Annotated in this window: 20 protein-coding genes; 18 read left to right on the top strand and 2 right to left on the bottom strand. The window is 47.0% G+C overall.

The genetic code is table 11. The features are described 5' to 3' along the window. Positions 1-75: 75 nt before the first annotated feature. The 16 genes from ABEQ74_RS00100 to ABEQ74_RS00025 all read left to right on the top strand — a co-directional run bounded on the left by ABEQ74_RS00100 (position 76) and on the right by ABEQ74_RS00025 (position 16,714). Complete coding sequence (locus tag ABEQ74_RS00100) at positions 76-456, top strand: hypothetical protein (RefSeq protein ID WP_430118196.1); 381 nt, start codon at positions 76-78, stop codon at positions 454-456. Next, positions 457-801, top strand: a complete 345-nt coding sequence (locus ABEQ74_RS00095) for a YolD-like family protein (RefSeq protein WP_430118194.1) — start codon at positions 457-459, stop codon at positions 799-801. Positions 802-1,051: 250 nt separating this feature from the next. After that, positions 1,052-2,197: a cysteine desulfurase family protein gene (locus ABEQ74_RS00090; protein ID WP_430118192.1), complete on the top strand. Its 1,146-nt coding sequence runs from the start codon at positions 1,052-1,054 to the stop codon at positions 2,195-2,197. Positions 2,198-2,337: 140 nt separating this feature from the next. Continuing rightward, on the top strand, positions 2,338-2,859 hold the full coding sequence (locus tag ABEQ74_RS00085) for a PRC-barrel domain-containing protein (protein WP_430118190.1): 522 nt from the start codon (positions 2,338-2,340) through the stop codon (positions 2,857-2,859). Between the two features lie 11 nt (positions 2,860-2,870). Beyond that, positions 2,871-3,080 (top strand): hypothetical protein, encoded by a 210-nt coding sequence (locus tag ABEQ74_RS00080; protein WP_053489262.1) that lies wholly within the window; start codon positions 2,871-2,873, stop codon positions 3,078-3,080. Positions 3,081-3,245: 165 nt separating this feature from the next. After that, a complete protein-coding gene (locus tag ABEQ74_RS00075; protein ID WP_430118188.1) occupies positions 3,246-4,313 on the top strand; it encodes an AI-2E family transporter in 1,068 nt (355 codons plus the stop codon). 424 nt (positions 4,314-4,737) lie between these two features. After that, positions 4,738-7,365, top strand: a complete 2,628-nt coding sequence (alaS, locus tag ABEQ74_RS00070; protein ID WP_430118186.1) for an alanine--tRNA ligase — start codon at positions 4,738-4,740, stop codon at positions 7,363-7,365. 202 nt (positions 7,366-7,567) lie between these two features. Further along, positions 7,568-7,828 carry an IreB family regulatory phosphoprotein gene (locus tag ABEQ74_RS00065; RefSeq protein ID WP_006208869.1) on the top strand — a complete coding sequence of 87 codons (261 nt, stop codon included), beginning with the start codon at positions 7,568-7,570 and terminating at the stop codon, positions 7,826-7,828. Between the two features lie 12 nt (positions 7,829-7,840). Continuing rightward, complete coding sequence (gene ruvX, locus ABEQ74_RS00060) at positions 7,841-8,254, top strand: Holliday junction resolvase RuvX (RefSeq protein WP_053489259.1); 414 nt, start codon at positions 7,841-7,843, stop codon at positions 8,252-8,254. A gap of 17 nt (positions 8,255-8,271) precedes the next feature. After that, positions 8,272-8,574, top strand: a complete 303-nt coding sequence (locus ABEQ74_RS00055) for a DUF1292 domain-containing protein (protein ID WP_053489258.1) — start codon at positions 8,272-8,274, stop codon at positions 8,572-8,574. Then, on the top strand, positions 8,574-8,885 hold the full coding sequence (locus ABEQ74_RS00050) for a DUF1292 domain-containing protein (RefSeq protein WP_430118183.1): 312 nt from the start codon (positions 8,574-8,576) through the stop codon (positions 8,883-8,885). The genes ABEQ74_RS00055 and ABEQ74_RS00050 overlap by 1 nt, the downstream gene beginning before the upstream one ends. A gap of 94 nt (positions 8,886-8,979) precedes the next feature. After that, positions 8,980-10,023, top strand: a complete 1,044-nt coding sequence (gene mltG / locus ABEQ74_RS00045) for an endolytic transglycosylase MltG (protein ID WP_430118517.1) — start codon at positions 8,980-8,982, stop codon at positions 10,021-10,023. A gap of 82 nt (positions 10,024-10,105) precedes the next feature. After that, positions 10,106-11,038 (top strand): peptidase U32 family protein, encoded by a 933-nt coding sequence (locus tag ABEQ74_RS00040; RefSeq protein ID WP_430118181.1) that lies wholly within the window; start codon positions 10,106-10,108, stop codon positions 11,036-11,038. 12 nt (positions 11,039-11,050) lie between these two features. Continuing rightward, a complete protein-coding gene (locus ABEQ74_RS00035; RefSeq protein ID WP_430118179.1) occupies positions 11,051-12,397 on the top strand; it encodes a peptidase U32 family protein in 1,347 nt (448 codons plus the stop codon). A 212-nt stretch (positions 12,398-12,609) separates the two neighbouring features. Beyond that, complete coding sequence (locus ABEQ74_RS00030) at positions 12,610-14,781, top strand: methyl-accepting chemotaxis protein (RefSeq protein WP_430118177.1); 2,172 nt, start codon at positions 12,610-12,612, stop codon at positions 14,779-14,781. 139 nt (positions 14,782-14,920) lie between these two features. Beyond that, positions 14,921-16,714, top strand: a complete 1,794-nt coding sequence (locus tag ABEQ74_RS00025; protein ID WP_430118175.1) for a peptidoglycan D,D-transpeptidase FtsI family protein — start codon at positions 14,921-14,923, stop codon at positions 16,712-16,714. Here the strand turns inward: ABEQ74_RS00025 and ABEQ74_RS00020 are convergent. Further along, positions 16,663-17,826 carry an AI-2E family transporter gene (locus ABEQ74_RS00020; RefSeq protein WP_430118173.1) on the bottom strand — a complete coding sequence of 388 codons (1,164 nt, stop codon included), beginning with the start codon at positions 17,824-17,826 and terminating at the stop codon, positions 16,663-16,665. The two genes, ABEQ74_RS00025 and ABEQ74_RS00020, sit on opposite strands and share 52 nt — an antisense overlap. Before the next feature lie 142 nt (positions 17,827-17,968). On the opposite strand from ABEQ74_RS00020, the gene ABEQ74_RS00015 reads away from it, so the two are divergent. After that, the gene (locus ABEQ74_RS00015; protein ID WP_430118171.1) at positions 17,969-19,348 is read left to right on the top strand and encodes a polysaccharide deacetylase family protein; all 1,380 of its coding nucleotides are present in this window, start codon (positions 17,969-17,971) and stop codon (positions 19,346-19,348) included. A gap of 131 nt (positions 19,349-19,479) precedes the next feature. Here ABEQ74_RS00015 and ilvD read toward each other — a convergent pair whose 3' ends face one another. Further along, positions 19,480-21,168 (bottom strand): dihydroxy-acid dehydratase, encoded by a 1,689-nt coding sequence (gene ilvD, locus ABEQ74_RS00010; protein ID WP_430118169.1) that lies wholly within the window; start codon positions 21,166-21,168, stop codon positions 19,480-19,482. Positions 21,169-21,456: 288 nt separating this feature from the next. Here ilvD and ABEQ74_RS00005 point away from each other — a divergent pair. Beyond that, a partial coding sequence (locus ABEQ74_RS00005; RefSeq protein ID WP_430118515.1) for a transposase occupies positions 21,457-21,623 on the top strand: 167 nt, incomplete at its 3' end.

Below are 21,623 nucleotides of genomic sequence, written 5' to 3'. Positions count from 1 at the left end.
GGCTGGTGGGGTTCTTTTTTTGTTCTGGGATGTTAAAATACAAACAAACGTTCTTATTATTCGAGGTGAGAGTCATTGGGTGTTGGACTGAAGACAGAAGAATTAAAACTTGTGAAGGATTATATCTTGTTACCTCTCTTGCTTGATGTCGTGGAGAATGATCGAAGCATCCTGTCCACTGCGACCTTAATAATGCCTGTGATATCCAACGTCCTAATCAATCGATTACAAAAAGCAGCGTTAGCCGATTTGACTCAGGTGCGCAAAAACATGCGTGATCTAGAATTGAAAGTTTACGAACAAAAGAAGACTCATCTTGGCGTGGAGGTTGAATTTTTATGTAGGGGATACCACCACAATCTATCCATGCTTTGGGGGCTGGTTGATACCGAGATTGAGCAGAAGTCTTACACGTATCTGGGGTTAGATATCGCAGATAAGAGGAGGGTATTTTAATTGACTACTCGCAAAAAGCTGGAAGGCAACGGGCTATGGGAATCCAGTCGTATGATGTTGCCAGAGCACAAGGAAGCAATAATTCGTAAACGGCTGGAAGAAGGGAGGAAGGATCGGCCAACGCTAGATCCGCAGGAAATAGAATTGATTGAACAAGCGTTGGCAGAGTCTTTCCATGAGCACCGTGCCGTTACTGTAAGGTTATATGATGAATATGAAGATACAGAGTTAACGGGTATGGTCGTACTGATCCACACGTTTAGACGTGAGATCAAACTATCCATTACTGAAGGAGAATGGCAATGGATTAAGATAGACGACATAATTTCTGTTACATTAATGTAACTGATGAAGTGTTGCTATGAAAGAGTGCTTCATATATGCTTAATGATGAATATGATTGAGCCATAACTCTCCATTGAAAAGAGATAAAAAAATCACATAAAAAATCACAAACTCGGCGAATAGCCGTGAATGAGAACGTTGCTTATACATGTTTATAGATTAAAAAAATAAAAAAAACTAGGTGAATGAACATTGATGAATCTCAACAAAACTACAAACAAGATGTTCTACATTTAAGGATGGTACGGACATGAGCACAGTGTATTTGGACCATGCCGCCTCGACTCCGGTCCATCCGGAGGTTGTCAAGCGGATGATGAATGTGATGACAAGCCAATATGGCAATGCTTCCAGCGTACATGCTTTTGGTCGGGAAGCGAAGAAGATTGTGAATGGGGCGCGTGATCGAATGGCGTCCCTTTTAGGATGCGAATCGGACGAGCTGGTATTTACCGCCGGCGGCACCGAAAGCGATAATTTGGCGATTCTGGGACTGCTCGAGTCGCTGGGCATGGAAGGCAAGCATGTGATTACTTCAGCGGTTGAGCATCATGCCGTTCTGCATACTTGCCACGAGCTTGAGCGGCGGGGCTGCACAGTGACATACGTGCCGGTGGATCATACAGGTCGAGTCTCCGTGAATGACATTGAGAATGCTATTCAGGATAACACGGTGCTTGTGACCATTATGTATGGTAACAATGAAGTTGGAACTGTTCAGCCCATTGCTGAAATTGGAGAGCTTTGCCGCAGCCACGGGATCGTGTTCCACACGGATGCTGTTCAAGCCTTGGGTTCGGAGACGATTAAGTGCCGCGATCTCCCTGTGGACATGTGGAGTTTCTCTTCCCACAAGATCAATGGGCCGCAAGGCGTCGGTGCTTTAGTGGTACGCCGAGGGATTAGTCTGTCTCCGCGATTGATCGGCGGTCTTCAGGAAAAGAAACGACGAGCAGGTACAGAAAATATGGCAGGCATCGTTGGTTTCTCTGTGGCAGTAGAATGGACCTTGCAAAATATGGAGGCACGCATCCAGCATTATCGTGAGCTGAGATCCACGCTGCTTCAAGGGCTTCGTCAAGAGATTGGCGAAGAATCATTTGTTTTTAATGGAAATTCGGAACATTACCTACCTCACATCCTTAATATCAGCTTCCCAGGTGCCAATACGGAGACGATGCTGATGAACCTCGATATGGAAGGAATTGCCGCGGCAAGCGGCTCGGCTTGTACTTCGGGATCTCTGGAAATCTCCCATGTTCTACAAGCTATGAAACTTTCCGATCCTGTTTTGCGCTCTGCGATTCGTTTTAGTTTCGGTTTGGGTAATACTACTCAAGAAATGGAGTACACTGCCCAAAAAATTGCAACCATCCTTAATCGGTTACGTAAATAGATGTTAGGGATTTCTCCTTCTGCGGAATAGGGGGTATGCGTTCATCCATTTCATCCTTGCAAATGATCCGTCAGGCCTAACAGTATTTTGACCTGCGGTTGATTTCAAACCATGGAGGATGAGGAGGTGTCCACTGCAACATGAAACTTCAAGAAATGATCGGACTAGCTGTATTCGACGTGGAGAACGGTAAGGAAATCGGCAAAATCCACGATTTTATACTAGATGAGAATTGGTTGATTACCGGGTTGGAATTGGACGGTAAGTCTTTGTTTTCCTCATATGTGAAAAGCGTCTCATGGGAAGATATCGCTGCGTATGGAGAAGATGCCGTGATGATTCGGAGCCAAGAGGCTGTCCGTAAGATGGACGCCAATGATATTACGCTTACTTATCTATTGGGCAAGCGCAAACTGAAAGAGATGCAAGTCCTGACAGAGGACGGTATTCTGCTCGGACGTATATCAGATGTTTATTTTGAGCAGGAACAGGGCAATACAATACTAGGGCTCGAAATATCCGATGGATTTGTCTCGGATTTGATTGAAGGCCGCAAATGGCTGCCTTGCACAGCGGAAATGGCTATCGGCGAGAATGCGGTAATGGTACCGTCGATGAGCGAACATCGTCTGGAAAAAGCCATTAATTCTGTGAACGGATAGGGTGAGGTAGGATGAAATGTCCAAATTGTAGTTCCAAAGATATTGGAAAAATCGGCTCGCACCAGTTTTATTGCTGGGGTTGCTTTATCGAATTGACCATAAACGGAGAGAAAATGTCGGTCTACCAGGTAGAAGAGGACGGCACGCTCAGCTCGCTGGACGATTTGTTCTCCCCTGAAGAAATGCAGCCAGATTTTCCTCAAATGCACGCGTCTTCTTGATAAGCGCGTACATAACTTAACAGAAGAAGCCTTCTTGCTGAGCAGCCATACGGCTGCCCAGCAAGGAGGTTTTTTTGTTTTTCAGGATTTCAGGAGGGATTTTGATTATTTCTGGAAGCTTGTACATATACTACAGGGTAGCTTTGTATAAAAGGAGGGGATCTTGTGGAACAGCTGACCGAAAACAAGTGGTTTCGATTGCTGGTGTGGTTGCTGCTTGGATTGATCACCCTATACTTTGTTTGGCTGCTGCGGCCGCTGTTTATGGACGTCTACCGTTTTATCAAAGCTGTTCTGGCCCCGTTTCTGATTGCCATGATCATATCCTATGTGTTGAATCCGGTTGTATGCATGCTCTCCGATCGCAAAGTTCCCCGGAGTATTGCAGTGCTGTTAATATATGCAGTATTCCTGACTTCGCTTACCGTACTTCTGATAAATATGATACCGATGCTGATCCGGCAGTTGGAGGAGCTTAACGAGCATTTGCCCGAACTAACCATGAATGCCCAAAGCCTGATGACGAATCTGGACAGCAGACTGCTGCCTCCAGGTGTAAGGACCGGGGTGAACAGCTGGTTTTATCAAATGGAGTCAAGGCTGGCCGGAGGAATCTCTGACTTCATGGACAATATCGGCAATACCATCAATATCCTGTTTAATGTACTGATTATCCCCTTCCTGATCTTCTACATATTAAAGGACTTTGAAGTCTTTCAACGAACCGCTGTTTCTTATTTGCCGAGGAGCCGTCGAAAATCGATCGTGACGCTGCTGAAGGATATCGATACGGCTCTTGGGAATTATGTCCGTGGACAGTTCCTGGTTTGCTTCATAATCGGTGTCCTGGCCTATGTTGGATATATGATCGTGGGCATGCCCTATGCGCTGCTGCTTGCAAGCATCGTGGCCGTGTTTAACATCATTCCGTATTTGGGCCCTTTTCTCGGCGCGGCTCCTGCACTTGTGATGGCATCAACGATTTCCTGGAAAATGGTGCTGCTGGTTGGGGTGGTCAATATGATCTGTCAGACGCTCGAAAGCAACATCATCTCACCACAAGTAGTGGGCAAAAAGCTGCATATGCATCCGCTTCTTATCATTTTTGCACTGCTTGTGGGAGGGCAGTTGGCAGGGACAGTGGGTTTGATTTTGGCGGTTCCCGTCTTCGCTGTATTAAAAGTACTGCTGCAGCATTTCTTTGCTTATTATGTGCGGAGAAAATCCGGCTGAGAATTGCGGCAGATGTCTGCCCTTGGTCATACATTGACAGATAGTTTCGCCCTATATATACTTGAAATAATCAATTGTATAGCAGTACAAAACGATGAGAAAATCGAGTAGGCTATGTGTACCTTGCCCAGAGAACAGGTTTCTGACGGAGGAGATCCGTCTGGCTGCGAGAACCTGGAAGCGTCCCAAGCTGAATGCTAATTTTTGAGTGTGATCCAAACTCACCGGATGGCTCCCGTTATCAAGCTGTTACAAGGCGATCGTCATATGTGCCAACCAGTTGCAAATCAGCAGACTGGTGGAACGAAACGGGCGATAACCAGGGTGGTACCGCGAGAACATCGTCCCTGAATCATTTCAGGGGCGTTTTTGTGTTCGGATAAAGGATCGTATCCCTACTAATATGACCGAAGGAAGTGTTGAGATGAAAGCAAGTGAAATTCGTTCCAAATGGCTTGAATTTTTTGCTGAGAAAGGGCACAAGATTGAACCAAGTGCATCACTTGTACCGCATAATGATCCGTCCCTGCTCTGGATTAATGCAGGTATGGCCCCGCTCAAGCCTTATTTTGACGGACGCGTAAAACCTGAAAATCCAAGAATCGCTAACTCACAGAAATGTATTCGTACCAATGATATTGAGAATGTCGGCAAGACCCGCCGGCATCATACGTTCTTTGAGATGCTCGGTAATTTTTCCATCGGGGACTACTTCAAAGAAGAAGTAATCACTTGGGCTTGGGAGTTCCTGACCGACAAAAAATGGATCGGCTTCGATCCTGAGAAATTGTCTGTTACCGTATATCCGGAGGATGAAGAGGCTTATAAACTGTGGAACGAAAAAATTGGTCTTCCAGAGGAACGCATCATTAAGCTGCAGGATAACTTCTGGGATATCGGCGAAGGCCCTTGCGGACCTTGTACCGAGATCTTCTATGACCGCGGTGAAGGATACGACACAGAGGCTCCGGAATCCGAAATGTTCCCTGGCGGCGAGAATGAACGCTGGCTTGAAGTGTGGAACCTCGTGTTCTCCCAGTTCAACCACAATAAGGACGGCAGCTACACACCGCTCCCTAATAAGAACATCGATACGGGTGCGGGTCTGGAACGGTTTGCTTCCATTCTGCAAAACGTGGCATCCAATTTCGACACCGACCTGTTCCAGCCGATTATTCAGAAGACAGCAGAGCTTGCTGGCGTAAAATACAATGAAAAGACGGAATATGATATTGCGCTCAAAGTCATTGCAGACCATATCCGGACAGTTGCATTCGCAGTAGGCGATGGCGTGCTGCCTTCCAACGAAGGTCGCGGCTATGTCATTCGTCGATTGCTCCGCCGTGCGGTTCGTTATGGTAAAGTGCTTGGTCTGGACAAGCCGTTCATGTATACCTTGACCGGAACGGTAGCCGATATTATGGGAGTCTACTACCCGGAAGTGGTTGAAAAACGTGCCTTTATCGAGAAGGTCATTGCAACGGAAGAAGAACAGTTCCACAAAACGCTCTCCGACGGGCTTAACATCTTGGCTGAAGTCAGTGCTGAAGCGAAGAAACAGGGAAAATCCGTAATCAGTGGCAGTGACGCGTTCAAATTGTATGATACGTACGGATTCCCGTTTGATTTGACGGAGGATTATGCATCTGAGCATGGACTTACTGTTGACCGCGAAGGCTTTGATGTCGCGATGAAGGAACAGCGTGACCGTGCGCGTGCAGCCCGCCATGAAACAGAGAGCATGAAGGTTCAGGGCGGCGTTCTTTCTGATTATACGGTTAAAAGTGAATTTGTTGGATATAATGACACCGTTAGAGAGGCTAAAGTGCTCGCCATCATTTCCGGCGACAGCTTTGCGGACAGCGTCCGCGAGGGTGAAACCTGCCAGGTTATTCTGGATGTGACCCCGTTCTATGCCGAAAGCGGCGGACAGGTCAGTGACCAGGGAACGCTCGAAGGAGGATCGGTTCGCGCCAGAGTCGAAGGTCTGTTCAAGGCTCCTCATGGACAGCATGTACATTTGGTAACCGTAGAGCTTGGTGAGCTTAAAGTGGGCGATACAGTCAAGGCACAGGTAGATTCGGCGATGCGAAATGACATTGTCAAGAACCATACAGCTACACATCTTTTGCACAAAGCGCTGAAGGAAGTGCTCGGCGAACACGTCAATCAGGCTGGTTCCCTTGTTGAACCGCAGCGTCTGCGCTTTGACTTCTCCCATTTCGGCAGCATTACGCCAGAGGAGCTTGCTGATATTGAGCGCCGGGTGAATGAACAAGTATGGAAGAGTATTCCGGTAGTCATTGAACGCAAGCCGATTGATGAAGCTAAAGAGATGGGCGCCATGGCACTGTTCGGAGAGAAATATGGCGATATCGTTCGTGTAGTTCAAGTCGGGGATTACAGCATCGAGCTCTGCGGTGGATGCCATGTAGGCAATACCTCGCAGATCGGGATCTTTAAGCTGCTTGGCGAGAGCGGAATCGGTTCGGGCGTACGCCGGATTGAAGCTGTAACCGGCCGTTATGCTTATGAGCATTTAGAGGAGCAGCTGGATCTGCTGAAATCAGCTGCCGGACTTTTGAAGAGTAATCTTGCTGATGTTCCGAAGCGGATCGAGGGCCTGAATCAACAGGTGAAGGATCTTGCACGCGAGAACGAATCTCTGCAAGGCAAGCTGGGAGCCATTGAAGCAAGCCAGCTGACCGATAAAGTGAAGCAAGTGGGCAGCATATCACTGCTTGCAGCCGAAGTACAAGCTGGCAGCATGGACGGACTCCGTGGTATCGCTGACGAACTGAAGGGCAAACTTCCTGAGACTATACTGGTGCTCGGCTCGAAAGCGGGAGACAAGGTGAATTTCGTTGTTGCGGTTCCTCAGGATCTTGTGAAGCAGGGCTATCATGCAGGCAAGCTCGTCAAAGAAGTAGCTTCGATTTGCGGTGGAGGCGGCGGAGGCCGTCCGGATATGGCACAAGCCGGCGGTAAAGATGCATCCAAGCTTGCACAAGCACTTCAGCAAGCTGAGGATATTGTAGCCCGGGGTGTGTAACATTTTTTGGGGTTGGAGCGCAGTAACGGCAAGCCGCGGCTGTGCTCAATCCTGAATTTTTTGGAACACCCTCTAAATATTTCGCTTTGGATTTCCGTAGAGACTCAGGATTATGTTATGATATAACTAGATCAAGCTGGTAAATATTTATTTCGACGAAGCATGGAAAACATGTTCTTTGAAGAAGCGAGGTGTGTCACACATGGACTCCATGGATAAGACAGTCAAGTTCAATGTAAAAGGTGATGAGAAGGAGGCTTCCGCCCAGGACATTCTACTTTCGGTATATGATTCGCTGGTAGAGAAGGAGTACAATCCGATTAACCAAATCGTAGGGTATCTTTTGTCCGGGGATCCCGCTTATATACCTCGGCACAATAATGCCAGAAGTTTGATCCGGAAGAAAGAGCGAGATGAATTGATTGAAGAACTGGTCCGGTTCTACTTAGCCAGTCATCGTTAGGAGTACACAGGGATGAAGAAGATCATGGGATTGGATTACGGGGACCGCAGAATCGGTGTTGCCGTAAGCGACGTGTTCGGATGGACAGCTCAAGGGCTTGAAGTGATTGAACGTCGTCGTGATGGAGCTGAGCTCGACAGAATTGCATTACTCGTCAAAGAGAACGAGGTTGGCGAGATCGTGGTGGGCTTGCCCAAGAATATGAACGGTACGATTGGTCCTCGGGGCGAAATCTGCATGGAATTCGCAAGTACTTTGCGTGAGTCCCTATCCTTACCCGTTCACCTTTGGGATGAACGGCTATCAACAGTATCCGCTGAGAGGGCATTGCTTGAAGCCGATGTCAGCCGAAAGAAGCGAAAACAGGTTGTAGATAAAATGGCAGCAAGCTTGATTTTACAAAACTACTTGGATTCTAAAAGGTAAAGGTGAGGGTGATTACTATGGCTAATGAGCATATTGGTATGGAAGAAGAACCGGAAATTATCTATATTCCCGATGATGAAGGCAACGAGGAAGAATTTGAAGTCATCATGAAATTCGAGGTGGACAACTCGGATGCCAGATACATGATGGTTGTACCAAGAGAGTCGGCTGACGAAGAGACCGATGAGGTTTACGCTTTCCGTTATGAAGAAGATGGCGACGATCTGAAACTGTTTATGATAGAAGACGATGAAGAATGGGCCATTGTTGAAGAAACCTTCAATACGCTCGTGGAAGAGCTGGACGGGAGAGACGAATGATGTCTGATTTTTCGGTTGAAAATATCGTATGGACCCAAGCACTTAAGGAAGCATTCGGTGAGAGTGTTGAGCTTGAGGACGATAAAGGCCATATCGAGGTTTATGATATTGCCGCCGAATTTGAAGTGGATGGTCAAGGCTATGCCATTCTCGTTCAACCTGATCGTACCGATGAGGAATACGAGGTTCTCCGTATCGTCAAGGAAGCGGATGGCGGATTGCAACTGGCAACCATTGATGATGATGAGGAATGGGAGAATGTATCCGAGTTATACGATGAACTGACTTTTCCCGAAGAAGATGAGGATTAAATCATCTGATATGCGAGCACATGCTTGATTTTCAAATGAAAGTTCAGGAAGGGGCGGCGCTGTCCGCCCCTTTTGGTGTGAAGGGATGAGTAGATTGAAGAAACTGGCAATAGCAGTATTGGTTCTAATCCTTGTTGCGGGCGGGGCTGTGTTTTATGTTTGGAATGGACTACAGCCTGTTCAGAGCTCGGAAACCCCTATCGAATTCACGGTAGAATCCGGCATGAGTACGTCCTCTATCGCCGATCTGCTTGAGGAAAAGGGATTGATTAAGAATGCCCTTATACTTAAAGGTTATTTAAAGGTTACCAATGAGGGCAACCGTCTGATGGCGGGAACCTATGAGGCCGTACCGGGAACTTCCATTCAAGAACTGTTGACTAAAATGAACAACGGAGACGTGAAACCCGAGGAGATGGTCCGTTTTACAATTCCCGAAGGATATACGGTCCTCCAAATGGCTGAAACTATCGCTCGTGAGAGTGGAATAGATGAGAAGGATTTTTTGAAAGCAGTCGACCAGTACAAGGGCTCGGATGTGCCGATTGTCGATGAAATCCCAAAAGGGGCGGAACTTAGACATCGCCTGGAAGGATACCTGTTCCCTGCAACCTATGATTTGCCGAAGAAGGACCTCACGGCAGAGCGCATTGTAGAAACAATGCTGAAGGAGACTGAGAAACGTTTAGATGAAATACCGGATTGGCAGAGCCAATTGAAGGCTCGCGGGGTGAGTTTGCATGAACTGATGACAATCGCTTCATTGGTTGAGAGGGAAGTGGTTGCAGACAAAGAACGTGCACTTGTAGCTGGCGTTATTTATAACCGATTAGAGGAAAATATGCGGCTGGAGATCGATGCGACCGTTCAATATCTCCTGGATAAGCCGAAAGAACGATTGCTTTATTCCGACTTGGAGGTGGAGAGTCCGTATAACACCTATCGCCAGAAGGGGCTGCCACCGGGTCCCATCTCAAGTCCAAGTCTGGCGTCCATTCAGGCTGCACTGAATCCGGAGAAATCCGACTATTTATTTTATGTAACGAAGAAAGACGGTACGCAAGAGCATCTGTTTGCCAAGACGTATAAAGAGCATTTGAAGAACATCGAGATCAGCAAGAAGATGGCACAACAATAATAATACGAGTTAAGCAAGACTCCACTAGCTCCTAATCGGAAGAGTTTTGTTGAACTACCCCTAGGTAGGGAGGATTTTAGATATGAGTATCAAACCAGAATTATTGGCGGCAGCCGGCTCAGTGTCCGATGCCGCGGCTTTCCTCGCAGCAGGAGCCGATGCACTGCTTGTGGGAGAGGATCGGTTCGGCATGAGATTGCCCGGCAATCTGACAGTGGATGAGATTACCCAAATCGTAAACCTTGCCCATATGCGGGATAGCAAAGTGTACGTAAGCTTAAATAACTTGATGACCAATGATGTGCTGCCCGAACTACCTGCTTATGTGAAAGCATTAGGAGATATCGGAGTGGACGCGGTCGAGTTTAATGACCCTTCCGTGCTTACTACCGTAAAAGAGCTGGCTCCGCAAATCAAACTTCATTGGAATGCAGAAATGACTGCTACCAACTATTCAACAGCGAATTACTGGGGAAGCAAAGGCGCCTCCCGGGTTATTCTTGCGCGTGAGTTGAATATGGATGAAGTAACGGAGATGAAACCGCAGCTTCAATTAGAAGCACAGGTGCAGGTCCATGGGATGACTAATATTTATCATTCGAAACGCCGTTTGGTGAACAGCTATATGCAGCAACAAGGCAGACCTTTGACTGAAGGCAGTCTTGGCAAGGAACGCGGCCTGTTTCTCATTGAGAATGAACGCCAAGAAGAGAAGTATCCGATCTATGAGGATATTAACGGGACTCATATTATGAGTTCGGAGGATATTTGCATGTTGGAGGACTTGCATTTATTGATGGCGGCAGGCATTGACAGCTTTAAAATCGAGACGCTTTTGAAGCCTCGTCATTACAATGAGCTTGTGATACGGACTTACCGTCAAGCGATTGATTTATATCATGCTGATGCCTCTGCATATGCATTTCAGGAAGAATGGTTGGACGGAATCCGGGCAATTCAGGATCCCGAACGTGAATTGTCGTTTGGATTTTTCTACAAGGAACAAGTTTATTAAGGAGTGGACAGCATGGAAGCAATGGCACAGCCAAAGTACAAAGGCAAACGCTATCGCCTGGACAAGCCGGAATTGCTCGCCCCGGCTGGAAATTTGGAAAAATTAAAATTTGCGGTGCACTATGGGGCCGATGCAGTATATATCGGGGGCCAGAAATATGGCCTTCGTTCAAATGCGGATAATTTTAGCTTCGAAGAAATGAAAGAAGGCGTCGAATTCGCCAAGAAGTACGGAGCCAAAGTCTTTGTTGCAACTAACATTTACGCGCATAATGAAGATGTTGAGGGAATCGAATCCTATCTGCGGAGTTTGGAAGAAGCAGGCATTGCGGCGATCATCGCTGCAGATCCGGCTATTATTGAGGTGGCCAAACGTGCTGCTCCCAAGCTTGAAGTGCATCTGAGCACGCAGCAATCCACACTCAATTGGCAGGCCGTGAAATTCTGGAAGGACGAAGGGCTGCCACGGGTTGTATTGGGGCGGGAAACGAGTTTGGAAGAGATCGCTACGATTAAAGAGCATGTTGATATCGAGATCGAAGCCTTTATCCATGGTGCGATGTGCTCCTCGTTCTCTGGTCGCTGCGTATTGTCCAATCATTTTACGGATCGTGACTCCAATCGCGGCGGATGCTGCCAGTCCTGCCGCTGGAAGTATGACTTGTTTGAGGATGGAAGAGAAGAGCAAGGTAATTGGGTCTCTGAAGAGCAGCAATTGATGGAACAGTCCCTGCCGGCTCCATCGCCCTTCAAACCGGGTGTTACGCAGATTCCGTTGTTCCAACAGGAAGATAATCAATTTACGATGGGGTCTAAGGATCTCTGTATGCTTGAGCATATTCCCGATTTGATCGAGGTTGGCATCGACAGTTTCAAAATTGAAGGCCGGATGAAATCGATCCATTATGTAGCCACAGTGGTTAATGTGTACAGACAGGCGATTGATTCCTATATGGCAGATCCTGAACATTATGTGCTAAAACCCGAATGGATCGAGGAAATTAATAAAGCAGCCAACCGGCCACTGAATACCGGCTTTTTCTATGACACGCCGGATCATGAGGATCACATCTATGAGCCGGAAGAGAAAGCAGTTCCATATGATTTTGCTGGATTGGTAATGGAATACGATGAGAACTCAGGAATAGCTGTTATTCAGCAGCGAAATCATTTCAAGCCAGGGGATGAAATTGAATTTTTCGGACCTGAAGGGACTTTCTTTAAACAGAAAGTTGGTTCCATTCAGGATGAGAATGGCCAAGAGCTGGATGCAGCGCGGCATCCTTTACAGCTTATTCGCATGAAGGTGGATCAGCCGCTTCGTAACTTTGATATGATGCGGAAACATAAAGGGTCATAAGATCATAGTTCTAAATAACTACACAATTGAGAATTCAGGTCCGCAGTATGACCTGAATTCTTTTTATTTTGAGAAATTTAGGGTTAACGAATTATTTTTTTTGCGAAAAGCCAAAGGAAAAGCCCTTGTTTTGTCGAAATAAAGAGTAGGGAATACGTTTTGGGAAATTAGTCCGGCGTATTAATATTATGATTGTGGTAGGTGAACAGCTAATGTCAGGAGTCGAGCAGCATGATAAGAAGCCGAAAAAGGACAGAAAGCACGGAGGAAACAAGGAGAAAAAGATTCCTTCGGCATCAACAGGGATACATAATGCTAAATCGTTTGTTTCTAACATGGGTACGGCTATCAGCCGGATGCCCGTAAATCCCGCAAAATCTGTTGGAATCCGTCTGTTTTTGATCTTTTTATCCACTATCGTATTTTTTGTGATCGTATTGGGTTATCTTTCTTATGATAAAGCGAAGAGCACCATTGAGAAAAATGCTGCGAATGGCAACCAGCAGACGATTATCCAGACCTCTGAGAAAATCGATATTATCCTGGAAAAGTATGAAAGTGCCAGCAGGCAAGTTTTCTATGATATCGAGCTGCAAAAGTTATTGAATCAGTACACGAGCAAAGGCTTAAGCGAGTATGATGCGTTTACGGTTGAACGCAGTATTCGGGACAAACTTTCCAATCAGATTACATCCGATTCGTCCATTAGAGCCATCTACTTGATCCCGTCTAAGGGAGAGAAGGTTTTATCTGCTGGACAAGCTTCGGAATCCTCGAGGACTTTCCTTGAGCAAAGCTGGTATGCAGAATTGAAGGATGGCGAGAAGAAAGTGATGTGGCTGCCAACCGTTCAGAACAACGGTGCTCCATTCTTCTCGATTGCCCGGTCTTTGGGATCTATCAATGATATGACTTCAAAGTATACGGTTATATTTGAACTTAACGCTTCCGTATTAGATACACAGCTGCAGGGAATCAACCTGGGTGAGAATGGCCAGTTGCAATTGATCAGTCCGGAAGGGACGGTAGTTTCTTCAAGCGAATCCTCCATTGTGGGTGCAGAATCTGGATGGACTTTCGTGAAGGATTTCCCGGCGGAGACCAAAACGGATGACGTAAGAACGAAGGATGAGCAGGGAAGACATGTTCTGGCTGTTTATAATACGCAAAGCATCAACGACTGGAAACTTGTAGGCTCCGTTCCGACGAGTGAGCTTACAAAGGATGCGACGAGTATTCTGACCATCACGCTTATCGTAGCTATCGTCGATGTGATTATTGCTATTCTGATTGGTATTTGGATGGTTAGAATGATTGCCCGTCCGTTAGGTAAACTGAACCTGCTGATGAAGGAAGGCGCAAAGGGCAACTTGAATGTTCGCACAAACCATAAGAGTCAAGACGAAATCGGTCAGCTGTCCGCAAGCTTTAACGATATGATGGAACAGATTACAGGCCTCGTTCAGCAGACGAGTAATACGGCACAAGAGGTGCTCAAAACGGCTGCAGAATTAAGTGACGCCTCGAAGAAGACGGCGATTTCTGCGAAGGAAATCGCGATCGCTACCGAGGAAATTGCGAACGGAGCCAGCAGCTTGGCAGTTGAAGCCGAGCGAGGCAGTGATTTGACCAACAATATTTCGAAACAGATGCAGATGGTTGTTACAGCTAACGAAGAAATGGGCAAAGCTGCCCGTCACGTTGAAAGCTCGAGTGAGCTTGGTACCAAACATTTGAGTGATTTGTTGGACAAGACGCATCAGACCGAGGATATGACTCGATCCATGATGCACAAGGTAGATGGCTTGAAGGAAACAACCTCATCGGTTGTCAAAGTGTTGGATGTGCTTCAGAACATTACGAAGCAAACTAACATCTTGTCATTGAATGCAACGATCGAAGCGGCTCGTGCAGGAGCAGCAGGTAAAGGGTTTATGGTCGTTGCAGATGAAATCCGCCAATTGGCGGATCAATCCAGACAATCCATCGATATGGTGAGCCAGATTACAGATCGGATTATGACCGAAATGAACGAGACTGTTCAGGTATTACTGGATGCCAATCCTCTGTTTAAAGGTCAGATGGATGCCGTTAAGGAAACGAATGATATCTTCGTATCTGTGCAGCAGCAGATGGTGGAATATATCGAACGGTTGGATTCGGTAACGAATTCCATTGACGAATTGAATGAATCTCAAACTGTGCTTTCGGAAGCGATGAGTAATGTGAGTGCAGTGGCCGAAGAATCCTCGGCAACTTCTGAAGAAGTGGCATCGCTCTCGACTGAGCAGCAAAGCGTTAGCAGTCAGCTGGTGAATCTGTCTACACAGCTGGAGAATGTGTCAAACGAGCTTAAAGAGACTTTATCCCGCTTTACATTGTAGAAGTCCAAAGCTGCTCCATCCGTTAACCAAGACGGATGGAGCAGCTTTTTTTCTATGCCTCTCGGCGATTATAAATGGATTGATTTATCCTGCAAATGGAAATAATAATGAATCAATGATGAATTAGGAGGACCCAAACATGAGGCTGATCCGCAATAGGCGAATTACATATGGATGGTTGATCTTGACGGTGTTGATTGCCATTCTAATGCTTCGTTTGGCTTGGGTCCAGCTTGTGATGAAACACCAGCGGCTACCCGGAAGCAGGCATACGATGGTAGAAGCCTCGCTGATTCAGCGCGAGCGGGGCATTATACTGGATTCGGGTCGGGGGCATTTTACGGACCGGAATGGAAAGCCGCTCACAGGCAATCTGATCTGGGCAGCGGTATTGTTTCCGGCAGGTGAGAAGGAGCTGACCAACTCCCATCATCAGTTAGCCGAGCTTGCGCGCATTTTGGGGACGAATGTGGATGATTTAATGCAGAGCTGGGGGAGAATAAAGGAGCCGATACTGTGGCATGGTGAGAATTCACGCATCCCTCGTTCTTTGACTAAAGATCAAATCGAGAAGATTCGACAGCTTGACCTTCCCAAGTTGAGGGTTCTCCCTTATGAACAGCGGTATGGGGATCGCCAATCAGGGATGCAGTGGCTTGGTTTTGTATCAGGTCAGCGCAAGGAAAGCCTGTTTATTCATGATAGTGCGGAGGTTACCGGGACCAGCGGTTTGGAGAAAACGATGGATTCGTTAATACGGGGAGAAGGACCAACGGTTGTCTATTTTCCAGTTGACGGCACCAACGAAGTGATTCAAGATATCAAGCCCGTGGTGCAGGCTCCTGACAATCCCTATTATCCGCTGCGTGTAACTACCACCATTGATATCGATATCCAAACAGGGATTGAGGAATTGACGGAGAGAGCAGGCATGAAAGAAGGAGCTGTTGTGGTACTGGATACCCGCAATGCAGACATTGTGGCGATGGTCTCCAGACCATTCTATAACCCGGAACATATCGTTCCGAGTGAGGGGCAGTGGGAAAACCGAGGGCTGAAAGCAGTAACGCCAGGCTCCATCTTCAAGCTGGTCACTGCCGCAGCCATTCTGGAGAATGGATTAAGTACCTCAGAGGAACACTTTCATTGTGATGGTGAATACGGCAAGTTCGGGTTGTCATGCTGGAAAAAGGGAGGACATGGAACGGTAAGCCTTCGTGAAGGCTTCGCGGAATCATGCAATGTCGTATTTGCAACGCTTGCGGAAAGATTATCCGCTGGGCAATTATCAAATACAGCCTCAGCGCTAGGTTTTGGACAAACCGTAGGTTGGAGATCCCATCAGTTTCTGGGCCTTAGTTCATTCGCTCCATTGGATCATGAAGAGAAAGGGACCGTGTTCTCCGGCTCCGTGGATGCCTCAGATGCTGGTGTAAGAGTGCAGACAGGCATTGGTCAAAGAGATGTTGCCATATCCCCCCTGCAAGCTGCTAATGCCATTGTCACGCTGCTTCATGGTGGGGTGAAAACTAAACCCCGAATTGTGAAGCAGGTTCGATATGCCAACGGCCAATTGCTTCAAGATACTGCCCCACTTATAGAGTTTGCAACAGGCAGCAGTATTTCCCGGGAAACCTCCTCAATCCTGCTTGAGTGGATGGAACAGGTAGTCCTAGATGGGACAGGCAGTTCGTCTCTGAAAAATCGTAGGTGGTCGCTTGCAGGCAAATCAGGCACAGCACAAGTGCAAAACAAAGGCCGTGCCCGAAATAACCAGTGGTTTATCGGATACGGCCCAGTCGAGAAGCCGCGTTATGCCGCAGCTGTCTTGGTAGAGAATCGGAGTCCTGACAGCAGTCATCAGGCAGCCGAAATATTTGGTCAGCTATTTGATTTCTTGGCTTCTGTTGAATCTGACTCCGGCTCAGCGTAAGAACGCGACATATCCAAAGGAGAAACATCGAATTCTTCACTCGGCAGACGGATCCATTGTTTCAGATATCCTTGCATAAGCAATTCCTTAATGAGAATTAGCAAGATGGGAGCCAGAATCAAACCGGCAACTCCAAATATAGAAAGCGAGATCATCATGAAGGACAGCATTAGAAAAGCGGATGATACGCCAATCGAATTCCCTGTGATTTTGGGTTCGAGCAGCTGCCTTGAAATAACAACGACGGCCAGTAGAACGATTAATCCAACAGCCAGGCCAGTATTGCCTACGATAAACAAATAGGTAATCCACGGAATAAAAATAACGGGAACACCCAGCAATGGCAAGATGTCAAAAACAGCACAGATAAGAGCTATAGACAAGGAATTCCCGGTACCTACTATCAAGAGTCCTATGTATACAATGACAAAGGTAATGCTCACCAGTTTCATCTGAGCTTTCAGATAAGAGCCAATCGCTTTGAAAACATTCTCCTTCAGAAAAATAAACGCTGTCTTGAGGGTTTTCGGCGTCTTATCCTTGGCAATTCTCCGCCAGCTGCCGATCTCGATACTCAGGAAGAAGGCAAGAATAATCGCCACACCGAAATTCGCAATAAACGAGGAGAACGAACCCATAAATCCAATCACATAATGAAAAAAGGACTCGGCTGCTCCCTGGGCAAATGCGGTAATATCCCGGAAATAACCATTCATTCGTTCCGCCAGATCCGGTGGAAGTGCGTCAAGTTTCGTCTGTAGGTATATGACGCCTTCGGAAAAATGCTTTTGAATCGTTTGGGTGTAGGCTGGCAAATTATCCTGTAAATTCATAAACTGTGAGACGATGAGTGCTCCAGCACCAAACAGGATGCCCAGAATGACGAGCAGGAAGAGCAGAACGGAGATAGCGGCGGCAAATGGCTTCGGAAGTCCTCTCCGATTCAGGAATTTGGAGAAAGGCTCGATAATCAGGAAGACCAGGAAGGATAAAAACACCGGAGCCGCAATTTGATATAGTTTACTGAACATGAACATAACCAGGTAAACTGTAAGTATGATTAAACCTATATCGAAAGCGGTTCTCCAATATTTTTTATACAAGGGAAGCATAGGGGTTATCGGCTCCTTTATATGTATTAATAGTTACCATTGTACACGATTTGAGAAAAAAAAGCCTATTTCTTAAAGGGCTATGCTAAAATAATAATAGTGTGTTCATGTGAAAAATAGAAATAAAAAGCGGGGAGTTAGCATGCAAACATTACTGCTATGGTTGTTTTACCTTTCATCTTTTTATGCATTTATTCCCGGTATCCTGACCCGGATATTTGGTTTCCGAGTGTTTCGCAGGGGAACTGGCATAAACGAATTTGCTTTAACCTTCGATGATGGTCCTGATCCTGTGTATACACCAAGATTATTGGACCTTTTGAAACAGTATAATATGAAGGCGACATTTTTTCTGGTTGGTTCCCATGCGGAGAAGCATCCCGATATCGTGAAGCGGATCCATAGTGAAGGTCATTTAATTGGAATTCACAATTATATTCATAAGAGCAACTGGCTTATGAGACCGGTAACCGTCCGGAAGCAAGTGAAACGAACGGATGAAATTATTTATTCGATCACCGGCGAGCGTTCTCATTATTACCGACCGCCATGGGGAATCGTAAATTTATTCGATTTTGCCAAGAATACCGGATGTCGGATCATTTTGTGGTCTTCCATGTTTAATGATTGGCGGAGCAAAATCGGCGCCGATAAGCTGACTCAGCGAATGCTTGCTAAGTTGAATGGCGGAGAGGTTATGCTCCTTCATGATTGCGGGACAACGGTGGGAGCGAATCCTGACGCCCCTGAGCAAATGTTAATTGCATTGGAACGTGTTCTCAAAGTCGCGGAGGAGAAGGGGATGAAGAGTATCCGAATCGACGATATGATGGCGAAGGAAACCAAAGCGAAAGCGAAGAAGCTGTCACCATTCAAGCAAATGGCCGTCTCGCTGTGGCTTTTGTGGGAAAAAGGCTTTCATGCGGTATTTGGGCTTGAAACGGTTTCGCCTGAAGATCCGATGCTGCATTTCCGGAAACGAGCGTACACCGGTAAAACGGTGGTTATGGAAGATGGCAGCCGGCTTGAAAAGGGAGACCCCGTACTGGAACTCCATTTTGATAATAAGAAATTGTTTGAGATCGGCAGCCGTTCCCGTTCGGAAATGCAGCTTGCCATCAAAATGATCCGTGCAGTACAGAAGGATCTGCCAACTCTGGCCAATATGGTGCTTGATCGACCCGAATTCCAGAACATTCAAGGCTTGTATGCAGTAACCATGATTTCACGAGGTCCCGAGCAATTTGGATTTCATGTCATGGATTTACGACGCGGATTGTTTGCAAGCTCGTCCAGACTGTATCTTAAACTTCTTCTCAGTGTCATTCATCCAAAAGGTCAGGCACGTCTAAAGGAAGGCAGCGAGATCATGGAGCCAAAAATGCTGCTTATGCCAGTGGATGTGTTAATCGGACGATATGCAGAGAAGAATACAAAGATCCAGCCACCAAAAGAGGAGCCGCAGGAAGTCCAGGAAGAGCATGTCGGCGATTTAGCCGTCGCCAGTGCATCACAAGGTTAGTTCCTTTGAAGTGAATAGTTATGGCTATAATATATGGATTATATCTTAGGTAAAGAGGCAATCGGGTATATAAAAGGGTAACCCCGCAGGTTTATACAAACCTGCGGGGTTACCCTTTTTCTTGTGTTCTGTTAGATCTTCAATACGCCGCCTGAGCTGGCATTCGTAACAAGCTTAGAATAGCGAGCGAGGTAACCTGTCTTCACCTTCGGTTCGAACTCAACCCATTTGCTGCGGCGTACAGCCATTTCCTCATCGGAAACGTCCAGCAATTGAATAGTCCGTTTGTTCAAGTCCAGCTCGATGATATCTCCGTCTTCAACGAAGGCGATCGGTCCGCCTTCAGCAGCTTCCGGCGAAATATGGCCGATACTGATGCCGCGGGAAGCGCCAGAGAAGCGTCCGTCCGTAATAAGACCGACTTTGGCCCCGAGACCCATACCTGCGATCTGTGAAGTCGGCGCCAACATCTCAGGCATACCCGGTCCGCCCTTAGGTCCTTCATAACGAATGACCACCACATGGCCTTCCTTGACTTTGCCGTTGGCAATACCGCTAAGCGCCTCGTCCTGGGAGTCAAAGCAAATGGCAGGTCCTTTATGATATCCGCCAACCGATGGATCAACGGCGCCGACTTTAATGATGGAGCCTTCAGGAGCCAGGTTGCCGTATAGAACCGCGAGCCCTCCGCGTTCGGAGTATGGCGAGTCAATCGGATGAATGACGTTTTGATCCTGGATTTCACAGCCCTCTACATTCTCGGCCAATGTCTTACCTGTTACGGTGATGCGATCTCCGTGCAGGGCACCTGGCTTCTTGAGAAGCTCGTGCAGAACGGCACTTACGCCGCCTGCCAAATGCACATCTTCGATAAAGTAATCCGAAGCAGGAGCCAGCTTGGAAATGTGAGGCACACGATCAGCGACTTCATTGATCCGCTCCAGCGGGTACTCAAGACCGGCTTCCTGAGCCAATGCGAGTGTATGAAGAACCGTGTTCGTGGAGCCGCCCATAGCCATATCCAGCGCAAACGCGTTGTCAATCGCTTCAACAGTCACGATATCGCGCGGCTTGAGGTCCATTTTTACGAGTTCCATCAATTGTTTCGCGGATTGTTTAACGAATTCTTTACGCTCTTCGGCGATGGCAAGAATCGTACCATTGCCCGGCAGAGCCAGACCCAGCGCCTCGGCGAGACAGTTCATGGAGTTGGCGGTGAACATGCCGGAGCAGGATCCGCAGGTAGGACAACCGTATTGTTCCAATTCCAGGAGCTCATCATCATTGATCTTGCCGACTTGGTGAGCGCCAACGCCTTCAAATACGGAAGTCAGAGACAATTTGCGGCCTTTGCTGTCCACACCGGCTTTCATCGGGCCGCCACTGACAAATACTGTTGGAATGTTAACGCGCAGAGCACCCATTAGCATGCCTGGTGTAATTTTGTCACAGTTCGGGATGCAGACCATGCCGTCAAACCAGTGAGCGGATACAACGGTTTCCAGGGAATCCGCAATGATCTCGCGGCTCGGCAGCGAATAGCGCATACCGATATGTCCCATAGCGATACCATCATCAACGCCAATGGTATTGAATTCGAATGGAACGCCACCGGCTTCACGAATGGCTTCCTTTACGATTTTACCGAATTCTTGAAGATGCACATGGCCTGGAACGATATCGATGTAAGAGTTGCACACGGCGATGAAAGGTTTGCCGAAATCCTCTTCTTTAACACCTGCTGCACGCAGAAGGCTGCGGTGCGGCGCACGGTCGAAGCCTTTTTTGATCATGTCTGAACGCATTTTTTTGGTTGTCATGATGTCGATTTCCCCCCAGATCTATAATGAAATTGTTACGCTTTAGCGCGGTCTTCCGGCAAAGCAGCCGGGTACCTGTAATCAGCGAATAGGTTTTAAATGAGTCTATCACAAATAGGTAGGTTTTTCTACATGATATTAATAGGAAGTAATGAAAAGTTGCTGTTCTTACAGAGGAAAAAGAAGCCTGTCCCCAACAGTTGGGATGGTATTATCCCCTCAAAGTAGACACTCGAAAAAAGCCTCATGTTATCATGAGAATCGAGCGAACTTGGAGGGGATATTTTTATGGCTAAAAAGGGACAAGTTTTTCAATCGTATACGGAGGAGTTCAAATTAAGAGCAGTTCAATGCTACCTGGAGGGATCGACGAGTTATCAAGCCATAGCAGACAAAATGGGAATACGAAGTTGCACACAACTTAAAACGTGGGTGAGAAAGTATCGAAATGGTGA

Source organism: Paenibacillus solani (genome assembly GCF_050475945.1).
GTDB lineage: Bacteria > Bacillota > Bacilli > Paenibacillales > Paenibacillaceae > Paenibacillus_AQ > Paenibacillus_AQ solani_A.
This window is presented reverse-complemented; position numbering and strand designations above follow the sequence as displayed.